The organism is Roseovarius tolerans (genome assembly GCF_900109855.1).
GTDB lineage: Bacteria > Pseudomonadota > Alphaproteobacteria > Rhodobacterales > Rhodobacteraceae > Roseovarius > Roseovarius tolerans.
Genome location: NZ_FOBO01000016.1, coordinates 41,270 through 60,317 on the forward strand (window position 1 = coordinate 41,270; position 19,048 = coordinate 60,317).

General features: G+C 64.9%; 17 protein-coding genes. 3 read left to right on the forward strand and 14 right to left on the reverse strand.

What is annotated here, in order from left to right; all coding sequences use genetic code 11:
- Position 1: 1 nt before the first annotated feature.
- A complete protein-coding gene (locus tag BMX04_RS14785) occupies positions 2-724 on the reverse strand; it encodes a heme-dependent oxidative N-demethylase family protein (protein WP_074787686.1) in 723 nt (240 codons plus the stop codon).
- The gene (locus tag BMX04_RS14790; RefSeq protein WP_074787687.1) at positions 721-1,128 is read right to left on the reverse strand and encodes a DUF6314 family protein; all 408 of its coding nucleotides are present in this window, start codon (positions 1,126-1,128) and stop codon (positions 721-723) included. The genes BMX04_RS14785 and BMX04_RS14790 overlap by 4 nt, the downstream gene beginning before the upstream one ends.
- Before the next feature lie 88 nt (positions 1,129-1,216).
- Here BMX04_RS14790 and purB point away from each other — a divergent pair, with 88 nt between their 5' ends.
- Together purB and BMX04_RS19475 are read left to right on the forward strand one after the other, a co-directional pair.
- A complete protein-coding gene (purB, locus tag BMX04_RS14795) occupies positions 1,217-2,524 on the forward strand; it encodes an adenylosuccinate lyase (RefSeq protein ID WP_074787688.1) in 1,308 nt (435 codons plus the stop codon).
- Between the two features lie 34 nt (positions 2,525-2,558).
- Positions 2,559-2,717: a chitin-binding domain-containing protein gene (locus tag BMX04_RS19475; protein WP_175477381.1), complete on the forward strand. Its 159-nt coding sequence runs from the start codon at positions 2,559-2,561 to the stop codon at positions 2,715-2,717.
- A gap of 72 nt (positions 2,718-2,789) precedes the next feature.
- Here the strand turns inward: BMX04_RS19475 and BMX04_RS14800 are convergent, their stop codons facing one another.
- Complete coding sequence (locus BMX04_RS14800; protein WP_074787689.1) at positions 2,790-3,950, reverse strand: M20 aminoacylase family protein; 1,161 nt, start codon at positions 3,948-3,950, stop codon at positions 2,790-2,792.
- A gap of 161 nt (positions 3,951-4,111) precedes the next feature.
- On the opposite strand from BMX04_RS14800, the gene BMX04_RS14805 reads away from it, so the two are divergent.
- The gene (locus tag BMX04_RS14805) at positions 4,112-6,193 is read left to right on the forward strand and encodes a DEAD/DEAH box helicase (RefSeq protein ID WP_074787690.1); all 2,082 of its coding nucleotides are present in this window, start codon (positions 4,112-4,114) and stop codon (positions 6,191-6,193) included.
- 86 nt (positions 6,194-6,279) lie between these two features.
- Here the strand turns inward: BMX04_RS14805 and recN are convergent, their stop codons facing one another.
- The 11 genes from recN to BMX04_RS14860 form a co-directional block, all read right to left on the reverse strand.
- Positions 6,280-7,929 carry a DNA repair protein RecN gene (gene recN / locus BMX04_RS14810; protein ID WP_074787691.1) on the reverse strand — a complete coding sequence of 550 codons (1,650 nt, stop codon included), beginning with the start codon at positions 7,927-7,929 and terminating at the stop codon, positions 6,280-6,282.
- 39 nt (positions 7,930-7,968) lie between these two features.
- Complete coding sequence (locus BMX04_RS14815) at positions 7,969-8,817, reverse strand: outer membrane protein assembly factor BamD (RefSeq protein ID WP_050662756.1); 849 nt, start codon at positions 8,815-8,817, stop codon at positions 7,969-7,971.
- 279 nt (positions 8,818-9,096) lie between these two features.
- Positions 9,097-10,695: a cell division protein FtsZ gene (gene ftsZ, locus BMX04_RS14820; RefSeq protein WP_074787692.1), complete on the reverse strand. Its 1,599-nt coding sequence runs from the start codon at positions 10,693-10,695 to the stop codon at positions 9,097-9,099.
- Positions 10,696-10,869: 174 nt separating this feature from the next.
- Positions 10,870-12,204 carry a cell division protein FtsA gene (ftsA, locus tag BMX04_RS14825; protein ID WP_050662754.1) on the reverse strand — a complete coding sequence of 445 codons (1,335 nt, stop codon included), beginning with the start codon at positions 12,202-12,204 and terminating at the stop codon, positions 10,870-10,872.
- 2 nt (positions 12,205-12,206) lie between these two features.
- Complete coding sequence (locus BMX04_RS14830; RefSeq protein ID WP_074787693.1) at positions 12,207-13,076, reverse strand: cell division protein FtsQ/DivIB; 870 nt, start codon at positions 13,074-13,076, stop codon at positions 12,207-12,209.
- Entirely contained in the window at positions 13,064-13,942 is an 879-nt protein-coding gene (locus BMX04_RS14835) for a D-alanine--D-alanine ligase (RefSeq protein WP_244888566.1), read from the reverse strand. Before BMX04_RS14835 ends, BMX04_RS14830 begins: the two co-directional genes overlap by 13 nt.
- An 81-nt stretch (positions 13,943-14,023) precedes the next feature.
- Positions 14,024-14,980, reverse strand: a complete 957-nt coding sequence (gene murB / locus BMX04_RS14840; protein ID WP_074787694.1) for a UDP-N-acetylmuramate dehydrogenase — start codon at positions 14,978-14,980, stop codon at positions 14,024-14,026.
- 115 nt (positions 14,981-15,095) lie between these two features.
- On the reverse strand, positions 15,096-15,341 hold the full coding sequence (locus BMX04_RS14845) for a DUF2484 family protein (protein WP_050662751.1): 246 nt from the start codon (positions 15,339-15,341) through the stop codon (positions 15,096-15,098).
- Complete coding sequence (locus tag BMX04_RS14850) at positions 15,338-16,528, reverse strand: APC family permease (protein ID WP_074787695.1); 1,191 nt, start codon at positions 16,526-16,528, stop codon at positions 15,338-15,340. The genes BMX04_RS14845 and BMX04_RS14850 overlap by 4 nt, the downstream gene beginning before the upstream one ends.
- A 5-nt stretch (positions 16,529-16,533) precedes the next feature.
- Positions 16,534-17,931: a UDP-N-acetylmuramate--L-alanine ligase gene (gene murC, locus BMX04_RS14855; RefSeq protein ID WP_074787696.1), complete on the reverse strand. Its 1,398-nt coding sequence runs from the start codon at positions 17,929-17,931 to the stop codon at positions 16,534-16,536.
- Complete coding sequence (locus BMX04_RS14860; RefSeq protein ID WP_074787697.1) at positions 17,928-19,034, reverse strand: UDP-N-acetylglucosamine--N-acetylmuramyl-(pentapeptide) pyrophosphoryl-undecaprenol N-acetylglucosamine transferase; 1,107 nt, start codon at positions 19,032-19,034, stop codon at positions 17,928-17,930. The genes murC and BMX04_RS14860 overlap by 4 nt, the downstream gene beginning before the upstream one ends.
- Positions 19,035-19,048 lie beyond the last annotated feature (14 nt).

Genomic DNA, 19,048 nt, shown 5'->3' on the forward strand with positions numbered 1-19,048 from the left:
TTCACCGCGCCAGAACGTAACTATGGATCGAGAAGACACAGGCCCGCGTCTCGGGAAGGCGCAGCACACATTGCCGCTCGGTCCGCAGATAGGGCAAGTCCGCGGTCTCGCTCGGCTGCACGCGAGAGCGCGGTTGGTGTAGCACCGCATCAGCATAGTTGAGCGCGTTGAACCGCCAGAGCGGGCGGCCTGGCTGCACGCCGTCAAAAAGCCGCTGCACCCGCCGCGCGATGCCGTCGTCATATTCGGGTACCGGCACATGAATCCCGGTCAGGGGGCGGCCGATCTTTTCAGCCAGCCGCCAGCTTGCCGGAAAACACAGCACCGCCGCGCTCAGAACATGCTCATCGCCACGCTTTTCCAGCAGGCACAGATCCTCCTGCACCAGATGCCCCAGCGTGCCCATCGGATCATCGCGGTCGATGGGCACGGTCACACCATCGGGCCGCCGCACCTCTTTTGCGGAAATGACGTAGCCCACAGCATTCTCTGCCAGCCAATCCAGCACATATTGCAAAAGCTCGGCCGTCGCAGGCCACGCCCCGTCGGTCACGGCCAGTACATCATCGCGCCGCTCCGACAATAACCGCGCACGTTCGGCCATTTGCGCGCCGAATGCCTCGTCCACCAACAGCCACTCCGCCATATCAAGCGGCGCGATCCCCGGCAGCGGGCGCTTGGCCTCCACGTCATAGGGCAGGCGTTTCTGCAATATCTCCGTCATTCTGCCTCCGATCTGTAGCGTGTCACCATGCGGTAATCCTTGCGCGGGCCGTGCACCCGCCATGTCACGGTGAACTCCGGCCAATTGCCAAAATCATAGAAGCCATCATACTGATCCGGGTCGCACCAATGCGCAGTCTCGCCGCCCTCGGGTGGCACATGATGGAAAAACCTCCCATCCTCGAAAGTCACCGCCAGATCGCTGCCCCAATGATACCGCCGCTCCACCTGCATCGGCGCATGGCCCTCGATCCGCATCTCGCCGGTCTCGGTATAGGCCAGCCCCGCGTCATCAGACATCCAGAGCGCGCGCCCCGTAACGGTGGCCCTGCGCCCATCTGCCTCGACCACTTCGCGGGTGAAACCCCACGCCCCCTCGAAATCCTGCAATCGCCTTGGCCGCATGCGCCGCTTGCCCCCGCCTTGCCGTGCTGTCCCTTAGCCACTACAAGCGCGCTCAACCGCTTTCCATACCAATCTGCAAGGACCGCCGATGATTCCCCGCTATTCCCGCCCCGATATGGTCGCCATCTGGGAGCCCGCCACCAAATTCCGCATCTGGTACGAGATCGAGGCGCATGCCTGCGACGCCATGGCCGATCTGGGCGTGATCCCGCGCGAGAACGCCGAAGCCGTCTGGAAAGCCAAGGCTGTGGAGTTCGACGTTGCCCGCATCGACGAGATCGAGGCCGAGACCAAGCATGACGTGATCGCCTTTCTCACTCACCTGGCCGAGCATGTGGGCAGCGACGAGGCCCGGTTCGTGCATCAGGGCATGACCTCGTCGGACGTGCTCGACACCTGTTTCAACATTCAGCTGACGCGGGCCGCCGATATCCTGATCGCGGATATGGAGGGATTGCTCGCGGCATTGAAACGCCGCGCGTTCGAGCACAAGGACACAATCCGCATCGGGCGCAGCCACGGCATCCATGCCGAGCCGACCACGATGGGGCTGACCTTCGCGCGCTTCTACGCCGAGATGGACCGCAACCTCACCCGCCTGCGCACCGCGCGCGACGAGATCGCGACCGGGGCCATCTCGGGCGCCGTGGGCACTTTCGCCAATGTCGATCCGCGGGTTGAGGAACATGTCTGCGCGCAGCTTGGCCTCGCGCCCGAACCGATCAGCACGCAGGTCATCCCGCGCGACCGCCACGCGGCCTTTTTCGCCGCGCTTGGCGTCGTGGCCAGCAGCATCGAGAACGTCGCCACCGAAATCCGCCACATGCAGCGCACCGAGGTGCTGGAGGCGGCAGAATTCTTCTCGATGGGGCAAAAGGGCTCGTCGGCGATGCCGCACAAGAAGAACCCGGTGCTGACCGAGAACCTGACGGGGCTTGCCCGCCTCGTGCGCATGACTGTGGTGCCCGCAATGGAAAACGTGGCGCTTTGGCACGAGCGCGACATCTCGCATTCCTCGGTCGAGCGCAATATCGGCCCCGATGCCACGATCACCCTCGATTTCGCCCTCGCGCGGCTGACCAATGTCATCGACAAGCTGATCGTCTATCCCGACAACATGCTGGCCAACATGAACAAATTCCCCGGACTCGTAATGAGCCAACGGGTGCTTCTGGCCCTTACGCAGGCCGGTGTCAGCCGCGAGGACGCCTACCGCCTCGTACAGCGCAACGCGCTCAAGGTCTGGGAGACGGGCTGCGACTTCAAGACCGAGTTGCTGAATGACACGGAAGTCACGGCGGCGCTGTCACCTGCGCAAATTGATGAAAAATTCGACTTGTCCTATCACACCAAGCATGTCGACACGATATTTGGCCGGGTTTTCGGGGAATCGTGATATAATATGACCCTGTCCAACAGGGAGACATATCATGAAGTTGAAATTCGGACTTGCCGCCCTCGCCCTCGTCGCGATGCCGTCACTGGCCATGGCGGCCTGCAGTTACGGCAAGGAGAAGCAGGCGTTTTCCTGCGCCCAAGGCTCCATCTGGGATAGCGCGACCAATACTTGCGTGCCCACATCGAGCTGATACAAAAAAGGGGCGGGATGATACCCCGCCCCTGCTTCATCTTTCCATAAACACGCAGCTACCTTGGCACGTTCAGGCTGGCATGCGCTCTTCGACAATACCCGCCCACCAGCTGCACCCGGCCGGAATGGCGTCGTCGTTGAAGTTGTAGTCGGGGTTGTGCACCATCGCCGTGTCACCATTGCCAACAAGGATATAGGCCCCGGGGCGTTCTTCCAGCATGAAGGCGAAATCCTCGCCGCCCATCACCAGCGGGGCCTCGGAACACGCGCCGCTCACCTTGGCCGCGACCGAGGCGGCAAAATCGGTCTGCTCCTCGTGATTGACCATCACCGGATAGCCTCGATGATAGGTCACCTCGGCCTGCCCGCCAAAGCCCGCCGCGACATGCTCGGAAATCGCGCGCAGGCGGCTCTCGGCCAGATCGCGCATCTCCGGGCTCATCGTGCGCACCGTGCCGCGCAAATGCACCGATTGCGGGATCACGTTGAACGCGTTCGAAGAGGTCTGGAATGAGGTGACCGAGACCACGACCTGATCTACCGGGTCGGCATTGCGGCTGGCGATGGTCTGCAACATCGTCACCATATGCGCGGCCATCACCGTGGGGTCGACCGTCTCCTGCGGCTTGGCGGCGTGGCCGCCCTTGCCGGTGATTTCGATATCGAACTGATCGGTCGCGGCGAAAAACGCGCCGGGACGGATGGCAAAGCTACCCACCGGACGGCCCGGCCAATTGTGCATGCCGTAGACCTCCTGAATGCCAAAACGCTCCATCATGCCATCGTCGCACATCGCCTTGCCGCCGGCGCCGCCCTCTTCGGCGGGCTGGAAGATCACCACGACGGTGCCGTCGAAATTACGTGTCTCGGCCAGATAGCGCGCGGCACCAAGCAGCATCGCGGTATGCCCGTCATGCCCGCAGGCATGCATCGCGCCGGGGGTCTTGGAGGCATAGTCGACTCCGGTCGCCTCGTGGATGGGCAGCGCGTCCATATCGGCGCGCAGCCCGATCACCTTGCCCGAGCCGGTCGCCTTGCCCTTGATCACCCCCACCACGCCGGTGCGCCCGATGCCGGTCACGACCTCGTCACAGCCAAACGCCCCCAGCTTTTCAGCGACCAGCGCGCTGGTGCGGTGCGTCTCATAAAGGATCTCGGGATGGGCGTGGATATCGCGTCGCCATTCGGTGATGTCGCCATGCAATTCGGCAAAACGGTTCTTGACGGGCATGCTCTGCACTCCTGTTCGCATTTCGGGATTGCCAGCAAGGTGGCGTATTCGCGCGGGGTCTACAAGGGGGGCGATTTGCGATATACATTGGCGCGCGGCTCAGTTATGCGTCGCGGCTTGCGCCACGGGCGCACGACTCATGCTCAAGGCCCTTTTCTCTGATGATCCCCCAGACACTTTCCTCCGCTCTTGCCGCACGCGGCTATGACACGCTCACCCCCGTTCAGGAAGCCGTGACCGATGCAGCCCTCGGGCAGGCCGACCTTCTGGTTTCGGCGCAGACCGGCTCGGGCAAGACGGTCGGCTTCGGCCTCGCCATCGCTTCGACGCTGATGGGGGATGAGCCCCGGCTGCCCCCTGCCGCCGCGCCGCTTGCGCTGATCGTGGCACCCACGCGGGAACTGGCGCTCCAGGTGATGCGAGAGCTGAGCTGGCTCTATGCCGAAACCGGCGCGCGGCTGGTGTCCTGTGTGGGCGGCATGGATGCCCGCGACGAGCGGCGCGCGCTGGAGCGAGGCGCGCATATCGTGGTGGGCACGCCGGGGCGGCTGTGTGACCACATCAACCGTCGCGCTCTGGATATGACGTCCCTGCGCGCCGTGGTGCTGGACGAGGCCGACGAAATGCTCGATCTCGGGTTTCGCGAGGATCTCGAATTCATGCTGGCAGCGGCCCCCGAGGGGCGGCGCACGCTGATGTTCTCGGCCACCGTGCCGCCGATGATCGCCAAGCTGGCCGAAAAATTCCAGCGTGACGCGCAGCGCGTGACCACTCTGGGCGGCGGCAAGCAGCACAGCGATATTGCCTATCAGGCGCTGCGGGTTGCCCCGCAGGATGCCGAGGGCGCGGTGATCAACCTGCTGCGCTATCACAATGCGCAGAATGCCATCGTCTTCGCCAATACCCGCGCCATGGTGGCGCGGCTGACCGCGCGGCTGGCCAATCGCGGCTTTGCCGTGGTGTCGCTCTCGGGTGAGCTCAGCCAATCCGAGCGCACCCATGCGCTTCAGGCGATGCGCGACGGGCGGGCACGCGTCTGCGTCGCCACCGATGTCGCCGCGCGCGGCATTGATTTGCCCAATCTCGATCTGGTCATCCATGCCGAACTGCCCACGAATTCCGAAGGGCTGCTGCACCGCTCGGGCCGCACGGGCCGGGCGGGACGCAAGGGCGTCTCGGCGCTGATCGTGCCGGTGAAAGCGGTAAAGAAGGCCGAACGCCTGCTGAAATTCGCCAAGATCACGGCAGAATGGACCACCCCGCCCACAGCACAGGATATTGAGGCGCAGGACCGCGCACGGCTTCTGGCCGACCCGGTCTGGTCCGAGGCCCCGTCCGAGACCGAAACCGCCTTTGCCGACGAACTCCTGACGCTGCACAGCCCGCAAGAGATCGCCGCCGCCTATCTGCGGCTCTATCAGTCCCGCTGGTCCGCGCCTGAAGATCTGAGCCCGCCCGACGCGGCCCCTCCGGCACGCGAGCGCACAGCCTTCGGGCCGAGCACATGGTTCGCGCTCTCGGTCGGGGCCGGCGACCGGGCCGAGGCGCGCTGGCTTCTGCCGCTCCTGTGCCGCGCCGGAAACCTGGACAAATCTGCCATCGGCGCGATCCGGGTGCAGGACAAGGAAACCTTCGTCGAGTTGTCCGACGCGGCAGTACCCGGTTTTCAAAGCGCGCTCGGAGCAGATGGCGCGCTTGACGAAGGGATCACCGCGCGCAAGATCGACGGCGCCCCCGATCTGGGCCCTGCCCCACGCGCCCCGCGCGAGGAACGGGACACGCGCGCGCCACGCCCAGACCGTGCCCCGCGTGGCAAGGACACCTCCCGCCCCGCGCCCAAACCGCGCGCTCGACCGGCCCCCAAGCCTGATCGTCTGGAAAAGGCAGTCGAGAGCGGCGCGGTGACGCCCGCGCGCAAGCCCCGGTCAGATGCGCCTAAACCGGCGGAGAAAAAGCCATGGGCCGACAAGAAGCCGGGCAAACCCGCTTATGACAAGAAGCCCGGCAAGCCGGGGGCCAAGCCGTTTGACAAGCCGAAGGCCAAACCCGCGCCGCGCCCCGAGGCCCCTGCCGCCCCGGCCAAACCCAAACCCAATCTAGCCGCTGACACCTCCAAACGCTTCATGCCGCCGGGCAAGCCTGGGAAACCCGGCAAGCCGGGTAAACCCAAAGCCAAAGGCGCACCGGCCAAGTCACGGGCCGGGTTCGGCGGCAGCACGCCACCGAAGCGGCGCAAACCGTGAGATAGAGTGCACGGTGAAAGACGGTCTGAAGCGGTCACCCGGTTGAAGCACCCGCGCGCTACACGGCCGTAAGGCTGGCGCGCTTGCTACCCCGCCATCAACGCCCGCGCCGCCGCGCGGGCCTCTTCGGTGACCCGGTCCCCCGAAAGCATCCGCGCGACTTCGTCGATGCGATCCTGCCCGGTCATCGCGCGGACGGTCGAGAGTGTCATCTCATCCTCAACACGTTTCTCGACGCGCCAGTGATGCGTGCCGCGCGCGGCAACCTGCGGGGAATGGGTGACCACCAGAACCTGACCGCCATCGGCCAACTGCGCCAACCTGCGGCCGACGGCATCTGCCGTGGCCCCGCCGACGCCCCGGTCGATCTCGTCGAAGATCATGGTAAGGCCGCTGTCAGTGCCAGTCAGACAGACCTTGAGGGCCAGAAGAAATCTACTGAGTTCGCCGCCCGAAGCGATCTTGTTCAAGGGCCCAGAGGGTGCGCCGGGGTTGGTGGCAACGGTAAAGGTCACCTCGTCACGGCCCGTGGGGCCGGGCTCTGCAGGCCTGATGGCGGTGGTGAAGATCGCGCGCTCCATCTTGAGGGGCGCCAACTCCTCCATCACAGCCTTATCAAGCGCGTGCGCCGCCGCGTGACGCGCGGTGTTCAGCACCCCAGCCTCGGTGTCGTAAGCGCAACCCGCCGCCTCGAGCGCCGCCCGCAGGTTTGCCAGATCGGCATCACCTGCATCGAGTGCTGCGATCTGTTCGCGCAGGTCTCCGGCAAAGGTGCCCAGATCATCGGGCAACACCCCATGTTTACGGGCAAGGGCACGGATGGCGAAGAGACGCTCCTCGGCCTGCTCCAGTTCCAGCGGATCAAAGCTCATCGCCTCAAGCGCACGCTCCACCCCGCGCCCAGCTTCGTCGAGTTCCACGAGCGCGCGGCCAAGGGCGACGACGGGACCGTCGAGCGCACCTTCCGCCTGATCGGACACCCCTTCCAGCCAGCGCAAGGCATCACCCGCCGCGCCTTCGGCACCGTCCGAACCAATGAGCGTCGCGGCGCGCGCGATATCCTCGCGGATGCGCTCGGCCCCCTGCATCAATCGGCGGCGGATATCCAGTTCCGCCTCCTCGCCCGGCTGCGGATCGAGCGCGTCGAGTTCCTTGACGGCGTGGCGCAGGAAATCCTCCTCAGCACGCACTTTTTCCAATTCAATCTCGGCCTCTTCCAATGCCTTGCGTGCCTTGGACCGGGCACTCCATGCTGCGCGCACCGCATCACGCTGAGGCCCAAGGCGGCCGTAGGTGTCGAGCATGTCGCGGTGACCTCTGGGGTCGAGCAGCCCGCGATCATCCTGTTGACCGTGCAATTCCACCAGCGTTTCAGACAGCCGACGCAGCACCTCGCCCGAGGCGCGGCGGTCATTGACCCAGGCGGTCTTGCGCCCATCGGCTGTGTTGACCCGCCGCAGGATCAACTCGTCGCTGTCGGGAAAACCCGCGTCCTCCAGAACCGCGCGCGCGGGATGACCAGGGGCGAGATCAAACACCGCAACGACCTCTCCGCGCTCGGCCCCGGCGCGAACGAGATCGGCCCGGCCGCGCCAGCCCAGCACGAACCCGAGGCTGTCCAGAAGGATGGATTTGCCAGCCCCGGTTTCACCGGTCAGCACGTTGAGGCCTGGCTGAAAGCTTAGTTCAAGCCGGTCAATGATCAGCATATCGCGGATTTCAAGCGCGCCCAGCATCCAGTCCACCCGTCGGGCAGGGTATGTCCCCGCCGCCCTTTACAGCCAGCGCCCCTGAACCGTCTGACGATAAATCTGTCGCAGCCAGTTATCACCCGCCGCCTCAAGCGTCAGGCCACGCCCGGTCAACAGCTTATAGCTGTCCTCGTACCACTCGGTGCTGCGGAAGTTATGGCCAAGAATGGCCCCTGCAGTACGCGCCTCATCGACGAGGCCAAGCGAGAGGTAGGATTCTACCAGCCGGTGCAACGCCTCCGCAGTATGCGTCGTGGTCTGGAAATCCTCGACCACAACACGGAACCTGTTGATCGCCGCCGGGAAATGATCGCGCTTGAGGTAATAGCGCCCGATCTCCATTTCCTTGGAGGCCAGATGATCGAAGGCAAGATCGAATTTCAGGATCGAGGCATTGGCATATTCACTGTCGGGATAACGCTCAATCACCTCACGCAGAGACTGCAACGCCTGAAAGGTCAGACCTTGATCGCGCCCGACCTCGTCGATCTGGTCATAATAGCTCAGCGCGAGAAGATACTGCGCATAGGCCGCGTCCTCATCGGTCGGGTAAAAGTCGATAAAGCGCTGTGCGGCGGCACGGCTCTGCTCGTAATCCTTGTCCCGGTGATAGGCAAAGGCCTGCATGATCACCGCCCGTTTGGCGAGATCGGAATAGGGATAAAGCCGTTCGACCTCGGCAAAGCTCTTGGCGGCCAGAGCAGGATCGTTCTGCGCGAGATCGTATTCTCCGCGCTCGAAAATCTGCTGCGCGGTGTAATTCTCGTAATTCACCGTGCCGCGCTCGACGCTCTCTTTATCCCCGCATCCGGCCACCGCCAAAGCCACCAAGGCGGCACCGATCAGCGTGGCCCGGGACTTGCCCTTACTCATGCGCGTTCTCACTCCAGATTCCTGTAGGCGGGTCCAACCCCGCACGTTGCCTTGGTCCTAGCACAGAAATTTCCGGTGCAAAACGCCTTTGGCGCATTTCGCGGCGCATGCGTGTCAGGCGACTCACGAAATTTCACCTACATGCGCCCGGCTCCCGGCAAACAGGCGGCAATTTCGGCGTTGCATGCCTTTTCGCCCAACCCTGTGGCCCGTTTCGATCAATCAAAAAAGGGCCACCCTCATGGGCGGCCCTTGTTCTGGGGTTCCGTCGGCGAGAGGTCAGTTGGCCTGACGCCTCAGAAACGCCGGGATCTCAATCTGCTCGTCCTCATCCTGCGCGCGCGGCGAGGGCTGAGGCGCGGCTGCGGATTGCACCTGCGGTTGCTGGCGTGCCGGACGCGGTGCTTCGGCAGCGCCGCCATGCCCGGTCATGCGATTGATCAGCGAATTGATGCCGAACCGCTGCTGGCGTTCTTCGCTCGCTGTCGGCTGGGGTGCGGGCGCAGACTGTTCGACGCGACGCGGGGCCGGCTGCGCCGACGCCCGACCGACGGCAGCCTGCAAGCGTTGCAGCGCCTCGGGTGAGGGCGTTCCGGGAGCCGGTGCACGCGGAGCCACAAAGCTCTCGGCCTCATCTTCGGCTTCAAACTCTGCGGCGGGCGCAAATTCCTCGACCCGGGGCTGGTAGGCGGGCAGCGGCAAACCGGCGTCATCCTCTTCAAAGATGTCTTCCATCTGATCCTCGGCGGCGGCGCGCTGTGCGTCTTCCTGCTCGAACAGCGACGGCTCTTGCGCGTCCGTGCGGGCCGCGACGGGTTCTACAGCGTGGTCGGCTGCGTCCACTTCGACTGCCTCGGGCTGTTTCAGCGGCTGCGCCAGGGAGCGGCGCGGCAGCGGCGTCTCGAGCGTCTCGGTCGCATCGATGCCGGTGGCCACGACGCTGACGCGCATCGAGCCTTCCATCGACGGATCGAGCGTCGAGCCGACGATGATATTGGCGTCGGGGTCCACTTCTTCGCGGATGCGGTTGGCGGCTTCATCGAGCTCGAACAGCGTCAGGTCATGCCCGCCGGTGATGTTGATCAACACGCCCTTGGCACCGCGCAGGCTGATCTCGTCCAGAAGCGGGTTCGCTATCGCCTTTTCGGCAGCCTGGATGGCGCGATCCTCACCACTGTCCTCGCCGGTACCCATCATCGCCTTGCCCATCTCGTCCATGACGGCGCGCACATCGGCGAAATCGAGGTTGATGAGGCCCGGACGCACCATCAGGTCGGTCACACCCTTGACGCCCTGATAGAGCACGTCGTCGGCCATGCTGAACGCCTCGGTGAAGGTGGTCTTTTCATTGGCCAGACGGAACAGGTTCTGGTTGGGAATGATGATCAGCGTGTCGACCATCTTTTGCAGTGCCTCGACCCCGTCCTCGGCCTGACGCATGCGCTTGGCACCTTCGAACTGGAAGGGCTTGGTCACCACGCCCACGGTCAGCACGCCCAATTCGCGCGCGGCCTGTGCGATGATGGGTGCGGCCCCGGTACCGGTGCCGCCGCCCATGCCCGCCGTGATAAAGCACATATGTGCACCCGCCAGATGATCGACGATTTGCTCGATGCTTTCTTCGGCGGCTGCAGCACCCACTGTGGCCCGTGCGCCCGCGCCCAGCCCCTCGGTCACTTTCACGCCAAGCTGCACGCGATGTTCCGCGTTTGACTGGCTCAGCGCCTGCGCGTCGGTATTGGCCACCACGAAATCCACACCATCGAGCTGTTTCTCGATCATGTTGTTCACGGCATTGCCACCCGCCCCACCGACACCAAAGACGGTGATACGGGGCTTGAGCTCGTCATGTCCGGGCATTGAAAGGTTGAGTGTCATTGCTCTGTCCGCCTGTCGCTATGGCCACGTTTTCGGGCCGATTTCTGCCTGATTGGTTCCATTCTTACCGATGGATACCCCAATCGTCACCAAAAAAACACCGTTTGACCACCAAATATGGCCATTTTTCTATCGTTTTTCGCGGGATTTCGCCGATAACGCCATATATTGCGGTTACCAGTTATCCTTGAACCACTTGACTGCCCGCTTGAGCGAGCGCGCCGGGTAGCGATCCACGGGAATCTCGAAATCCCACCATTCGTCCTGCGGGTTGGCTGCGAACAGGCACATGCCCACGGCACTGGCAAAGCCTGCGCCAGTCGCTGCCTGCGGCAACCCATGCACCCGCAAGGGCCGCCCAAGCCGCACCTGCTGTCCCAAAATCTTGCTCGCCAACCCGTCGAGGCCGGGGATCTGGCTGCCACCACCGGTCAGCACGATCTGTTGGCTGGGCAGGTGATCAAAGCCCGCCGCATCGAGCCGGGCGCGCACCTCTTCCAGGATCTCCTCGACCCGGGGGCGCATGATGCCGATAAGTTCGGCGCGGCTGACCTGTCGGCGATCATGTTCGTAATCGCCGGTATCGCCGCCGATCTCGATCATCTCACGGTCATCCATTCCGGTAGCGACGACGCCCCCGTAAAACGTCTTGATACGCTCAGCCGTGGCCTGCGGCACCTGCAGACCCATGGAAATGTCGCTGGTGACGTGATCGCCGCCCATCCGCACGCTGTCGGAGTAAATCATATGCTTCTTGATGAAGATCGAAACCCCGGCCGTACCGCCGCCAAGGTCGATACAGGCCGCGCCCAACTCTTGCTCGTCCTCGACAAGGGCCGAGATGCCCGAGACATAGGCCGAACTTGCCACGCCCGCGAGTTCCAGATCGCACCGCTTGACGCAATGCGCGAGGTTCTGGATCGCAGCGCCATCCACGGTCAGCATGTGCATGTCGGTGGACAGCACCTGCCCCATCTGCCCGCGCGGATCAATCAGCCCGGTGCGATGATCGAGCGCGAAATTCACCGGTTGGGCGTGCAGCACCTCGCGCCCGTCACCGTAATCGGGCACGTCGCAGGCGCTCAGCACGCGGCTGATATCCTGCTCGCTGACGGTGTGACCCTCAAGCTCCACCTGACCGGCAAGGCCGTAGCTGCGCGGTTCGGCCCCGGAAAAGCAGGCGATGACATGATCGACCCGGATATTGGCCATTTTCTGCGCCGCTTGCACGGCTGTGCGAATGGCGCGTTCGGTTTCGACCATGGCGTCGATCTCGCCAAAGCGCACCCCACGCGAACGGGTGGTCGCGGCCCCGATCACCCGGAACCCGGCCTGCCCGGCCATGCGGCCCACCTCTTCGGCCTCACCAAGGCGGCCGGTGCCATCGAACCGCAGTACAAGACAGGCGATCTTGGAGGTCCCCACATCCAGCACCGCAACCACGCCCCGCTGCAAGGCTGCCTTGCGCATCGCGCGCATTGCCCTTTGGGATTCGTATAGCTCGATCATCTTCAGTTTGCCCCTGCCGTCATGCTTGTTATCCGCCACCATTCCTCGGTGGCATAGTCGCTGAGGCGGACCGTCGGACGCGCACCGATCCGCATGTCGATGGCAACGAGGTCGCGTTCCAGCATATCATGTGCCGCGTTGAGCACGATCACCCGTTCAAGCGCGCGCACCGGCTCTTCTTCCGGCAAGAGAATGCGCTTGCCATCATGCAGCACAAGATCCCACCGCCGCTCGCCCATGCGCACCAGTCCGCGAATGTCCTGCCCGAGCGGGCGCGCCGCCTGCAATATGTCCAGCGCCTGCGCGACATGCGCGGCGGCTCCGTCTCCGGTCATCACCGGCAGGTCGGGTCGGGCCGCGCGAGAGGTCACACTGGCGATGCTCTCGCCCTCAATATCGACCACGTCGACCCCGTCCCGCGTCCGCCACAGCGCCACCGGCTGACGTTCGGCGATCTCGACCGCCAGCACGCCGCCTTGCCGGATGCGCACATTGGCCTGCGCCACGGCGGGCAACTCCTCGAGCATGGTGCGGATTGCAGGCAGGTCGAGGTCGAAGGAACTGGCGGGCAGGTCGTAGGGGAAAATCTCGTGGATATCCGCCTGAACGCTCTCGCTCGCGCCGTCGATCGCCATGAGGCGCACCATGAATTCCGGCCGCGTTTCGATCTGGCGGCGGATCTCGGCGATCTGATCGGTCAGCGCCACGCGCCGCGCCTCATCCGCAAGGTAGCCGGCGCAAAGCCCCGCCACCACCAACACCGGCAGCCCCACGCGCAACAGCCTGCGATAGACGGGCGTCAGCATCAGACGCTGAAACCGATAGCTCAGCCGCGACGGTGCGGGATCGACACGGGGAATTACCTGGCGCATGAGGCATCCTCCACCATCCAGCGGCACAGGTCGGGAAAGGAAAGACCCATCACCTGCGCCTGTTCGGGGCTGAGCGAGGTGGGCGTCATGCCCGGTTGCGTATTGGTCTCGAGCAGGATCAGTCCGCCAAGGCCACGCGTCTCGTCCCAGCGAAAATCGGTGCGGCTGAGTCCGCGACAGCCCAGGACTTGGTGCGCGCGCAGCGCGTACTCCATGCAGGCGTCGAAAATCTCTTGCGGGACCTCGGCAGGCACAACGTGGCGTGACCCGCCCGGTTTGTATTTGGCGTCGTAATCATACCAGCCGTCGGTCAGGATATCCGTCACCGTCAGCGCGCGGCCCCCCATCACCGTGGTGGTCAACTCGCGACCCGGCGCATACGCTTCGACCATCACCGTTTCGGGCATCTCATCTGACAGTTGCGGCGGGCCGTTCGCGACCTCCTGCACTAGGTAGACGCCGACGGACGACCCCTCGTTGTTGGGCTTGACGACGTAGGGCGGGGCCATGACGTGACGTGCCCGCACCTCGTCGCGCAGGGCTAGCACACTCTCGACCACCGGCAGCCCGGCAGCGCGGTAGGCGGATTTGGAGCGTTCCTTGTCCATCGCCAGCGACGACGCCAGAACGCCTGAATGGGTATACGGCAGGCGTAGCCATTCAAGTAGGCCCTGCACACAACCATCTTCGCCCCAGCGTCCATGCAGGGCGTTGAACACGACATCGGGGGATATCTCGGACAGGCGCGCAGGAAGATCGCGGTCTGCATCGACCTCGACCACTTCAAACCCTGCCTCCTTCAACGCGGTGGCGCATTCGCGACCCGTGGACAGCGACACCTCGCGCTCTACCGAGGGGCCACCCATGATCACCGCAATTTTGGAGGCTGTTCTGCTCGAACCAACCACCTTGTGCCTCAATCTTCGGACCGTTTCAGACGGTCTCGGTTATCGTTTTGTCTGGTCTGCCTGAAGGCTTTCGCCCGGGGCCGGTTCACCGACCCTCATGATTTCCCACTGTAACGCTATTCCACTGTTTTGGAAAACCCTTTTTCGCACCTCTTCGCCCAGTCCTTCGAGATCGGCGGCGCTTGCCCCGCCAGTATTGATCAGGAAGTTGGGGTGCTTCTCGCTCATCTGTGCCGCCCCGCGCCGCGCGCCGCGCAAACCGGCCTCATCGATGACCTTCCACGCCTTGAGATCATGGACATCATCGGCACGACCCGTCGAGGAAAACCCGGCGGGATTGCGAAAGGTACTTCCGGCGCTGCGGTCCTTGGTGGGCTGCGTGGCATCGCGACGTGCGAGTTGTTCCTCCATCCGCGCCAGCAGGACCTCGGGTGCGCCAGACTGCCCCTTGAACGTGGCCTCGGTGATCACGCAGCCCTCGGGCAGGTCGCTGTGGCGATAGGCGAAGTTCAGATCCTGCGGGGTGAGGGTCAACCACTCACCGTTGCGCGTCACCGCCCGCGCCTCGATCAGATGATCGGCCACGTAAGCGCCGTAGCAGCCCGCATTCATCCGCACCGCGCCACCGATGCTGCCGGGGATGGTGCGCAGGAACGTAAGATCCACCCCGGCCTCGGCGGCCCGCCGCGCCACATGCGCATCGAGCGCGGCCGCCCCGGCGATCACCCGGGTGCCCTCGATGCGAATATCGTTGAAGCCGCGCCCGAGGCGGATCACCACACCGCGCAAGCCGCCGTCGCGCACGATGAGATTGCTGCCCACCCCCATTGGGAAAACCGGGATGTCCGGGGCGAGTGCCGCCAGAAACCCTGCGAGATCCTCCGGGTCGGCAGGCTGGAACAGCCACTCCGCCGGGCCACCCACGCGCAGCCATGTCAGGTCGGATAGCGGGCGGTCGGGCGTCAGCCTGCCGCGGGTCTGGGGAAGCTCTGTCATGGCTCCGCTTTTGCCCTGCACCGTGCGAAAGGTAAAGAGCGCGGCAACGGCCTTGCAAGGCCGTCGAACAAGCCGTTTTCAAACGGCTTGCAATCGTTTTGCAAAACGATTGTGCCTACTCCAGCCGACGGCGCAGCCAGCGACCCAGATAGATCACCGGCCAGCGCAGCACGCTCATTCCGGCCACCAGCACCAGCAGGCCGATCCATGGCCCGTTCTGGTATGTCACGAACCCGAGGAGCGGCACGCCAATCGCGATCAGCACATAGGCGCGGCGCCAGTGATTGTCGCGCGAGGGCAGCGTCGCCAGCACATTCGCCACGACCGCCCAGAGACAGGCCAGAGCCAGCGAAAGCGTCATCCTGCGCCTCCCGTAAAGCTTGCGATCAGCGCGGCCAGGGCCGCGAGAAGGCCAAAGACCGGCACTGCCATCGGCACCCGGAACGCGGCCTCTGCGCTTGCGCGCTTCATCGCGATCAGCGCCGCGTTGACCAGAACGAAGACGGTCAGGAGCAGCGTGGAGGTCAGCCCCGCGAGATCGGCCACCGGCAAAAGGAGCGCCCCCGCGATCACCGCCGCGCCAATCAGAAGCGTCGCGCGCAGGGGGGTACCGAAGCGCGGATGCGCGTGGTGAAAGCCCGCAAGCGCAGTGCTGCGCCGCCCGAGACCGAAGAGAACCCGGCTCGCCATCACCATCTGCGCCAGCACCCCATTGAGCGCCGCCGCCACCGCGATAAGCGAGAGAAACGCCGCGCTGCCGCCGCGCCCGGCCTGCCACACCAGTGCCAGCGGCTGTTCGCTGCCTGCGAGCGTGGCGAGTGGCACGGCGCGCACCGCCGCTACGCTGACCAGCGCATAGAGCGCGCTCGTGATCACCAGTGACAAGAGGATTGCGCGCGGCAGGATGCGCTCCGGCTCGCGCACCTCCTCGGCCATGTTGACGATATCCTCGAAGCCGATGAAGGCGAAGAAGGCCAGAACCGCGCCAGCCATGACGCCTGACCAGACCAGATCGCCGCCCGCCTGCCAGTCAGGCGCGGGCACGGCGGTAAAGCCTGCGAAGACCACCATAGCCAACCCTGCAACCTCGACCACGGTGAAGAGCGCCGCAAGGGCGAGACTTTCGAGCACGCCCGCAATCGCCACCGCCATCAGCGCCAGCCCGAGGACCACAACCGACGGCGTGAACGGCAGCCCCGTCACAGCGCCCAGATAGCCTACCCCGCCGCGCAGCACCGCCGCCGCCGAGATCGCCCCGGCCGCGACGATGGCCAGGCCGACAGCCGTGCCGAGCCAGGGCAGGTTGAGCCCCTTGGCGACGAAGATCGCCTCGCCCGCCGCCTCGGGCAGGCGGGTGGAAAACTCCGCATAGCTGAGCGCCGTCGGGGCCGCGATCACGCCTGCCAGAACAAAAGCCAGCGGGGCCCAGATGCCGGCCTCGGCCACCACCGCGCCCACCAGCACGTAGATCCCTGCGCCCACCATGACCCCCACGCCATAGGCGGTCAGGAGGCCCAGACCGATCCGGCGTTTGAGGGCCTCTGCCATGCGCGCTATCCCCGCAAGCGTCCGGGCAGGGCATTGGCCCATGCGCTGATCGTGCCCGCACCAAGGCAGACGACCATATCACCGGGACGGGCGGTTTCCCGCACCATCCGTTCCAGATCGTCCTCATTGTCGAGCGCCACCGCGTGCCGGTGGCCGTGCCGGATGAGCCCCGCCACAAGATCGTCGCGCGAGGCACCGGCGATCGGGTCTTCGCCCGCCGCATAGACCTCGGCGATGCCAACCACATCGGCCTCGTTGAAACAGCCGCAGAAATCCTCGAAGAGCGAGGACAGGCGCGAATAGCGATGCGGCTGATGCACCGCGATCACCTTGCCTTCGGTCGCCTGCCGCGCCGCGCGCAGCACGGCGGCGATCTCGACCGGGTGGTGGCCGTAATCGTCGATCACGGTCACACCATTCACCTCGCCCACGCGGGTGAATCGGCGATTGACGCCGCCAAAGCTCGCGAGAGCCGTGCGGATCTCGTCGCGCTTCATGCCAAGGTGGCGGGCCACCGCGACCGCACTCAGCGCGTTGGAGACGTTGTGATCGCCGGGCATCGGCAAGCTGCAGCCTTCAATCATCCGCCCTTCGGCCTGAAGTGCCACATCGAAATGCGCGACACCCTTCTCGTAGCGCAGGTTCACCGCGCGCACATCGGCCTGCGCGTTGAACCCGTATGTCAGCACCCGCCGGTCACTGATCCGGCCGACCAGCGCCTGCACCTCGGGATGATCCGTGCAGCACACCGCGAGGCCATAGAACGGGATATTGCTTAAGAAATCGTGAAAGCCCTGTCGCAAGCGGTCAAAATCGCCCCAATGCTCCATATGTTCGGGGTCGATATTGGTGACGATGGCGATGGTCGCGGGCAGTCGGTTGAAGGTGCCGTCGCTCTCGTCGGCCTCGACCACCATCCATTCGCCCTGCCCCATCCGCGCGTTCGATCCGTAGGCGTGAATGATGCCCCCGTTGATCACCGTCGGGTCGATGCCACCCTTGACCAGCAGTTCGGCCACCAGCGTCGTCGTGGTGGTCTTGCCGTGGGTGCCCGCCACCGCGATGTTGGATTTGAGCCGCATGAGTTCGGCCAGCATCTCGGCCCGGCGCACCACCGGCAGGCCCTGACGGCGGGCCTCGTCAAGCTCGGCATTGCCCGGCTTGATGGCGGAGGAGATCACCACCACCTCAGCGCCACTCAGATTGTCGGGCCGTTGCCCGATGAAAATCTCTGCCCCCATGCCCGCCAACCGCTCGGTGATCGGCGTCGCTTTCAGGTCGCTGCCCTGCACCTCGTAGCCGTGATTGATCAGCACCTCGGCGATGCCCGACATACCGATCCCGCCGATGCCGACGAAATGGATCGGGCCGACATCGGTCGGAAGCTTGGTGGCTGCGTTCATTGATCTTGCCCTTTACGTGCCAATTCCTCGACCATGTCGGCCAGTCGTTGCGGCGCATCGGGCAGACCCTGCGAGAGCGCCGCCTGCGCCATCATGCCCGCGCCCTGCGCGTCGCCAAGCACGGCCGCGATCTGCGCGCTGAGGCTGGTGCTGTCAAGCTTGCTCTCGGGGATGCGGATCGCGCCGCCAGCCTCGACCAGCCCGCGCGAATTGGCGCTCTGGTGGTCGGCTGCGGCGGCGGCGTAGGGAATGAGGATCGCGGGCCGTCCGATGACCGAGATGTCGGCGATGCTCGACGCGCCCGCGCGGCTGATCACCAACTGCGCCTCGCTCATCCGGCGCGGCACATCTCGGAAAAACGGCTGCACATCGGCGTCGATCCCGGCATCGGCGTAGAATTTGGCGACGCGGTCCATATCCTCTTCACGGGCCTGATGGCTGACGCGAAGATTGCGCAGGACCGTCTCGGGCAGTGCCGCCACGGCCCCGGGCACCACATCACTGAGGATGCGCGCGCCCTGACTTCCGCCGATCACCAGCAGCGACATCGGGTAATCGCCCGGCGGAATGAAGGGGGCGCCTGCGCGCTCCAGCACCGCCGCGCGCACTGGGTTGCCGACATGTACGCCCTCGATCCCCTCGGGAAGGTCGGTGGGCCATGTGCCACAGGCCACCACGTCGACACGTTTCGCGAAAGTCCGGTTCACCCGTCCCAGAACGCCGTTTTGTTCATGCACCATGCGCGGGCGGCGCAGCAGATACGCCGCCGCGAGGGCGGGAATGGTCGGATAGCCGCCAAAGCCCACCACCGCATCCGGCTTCTCGCGCATCATCCGCAGGCTTGCGCCGAGGATTCCGCCCGCGATATGCAGCGGGGCCAGCAGCTTGTTCAGCACGCCACCGCGCGCAAAGGTGGCGCTTGCGACCTGCTCGATATCGACCGAATGAGGAAAGCCGCCGACGTAACGCGCGCCCCGCGCGTCCGTGCTGAGCCGCACTCGCCAGCCGCGCCGCAGCATCACCTCGGCCAGCGCCTGCGCGGGAAACATGTGCCCGCCGGTACCGCCTGCCGCGATGATCAGAAGGGGTGCTCGTTCGGTCATGCCTTGCCTCTCGC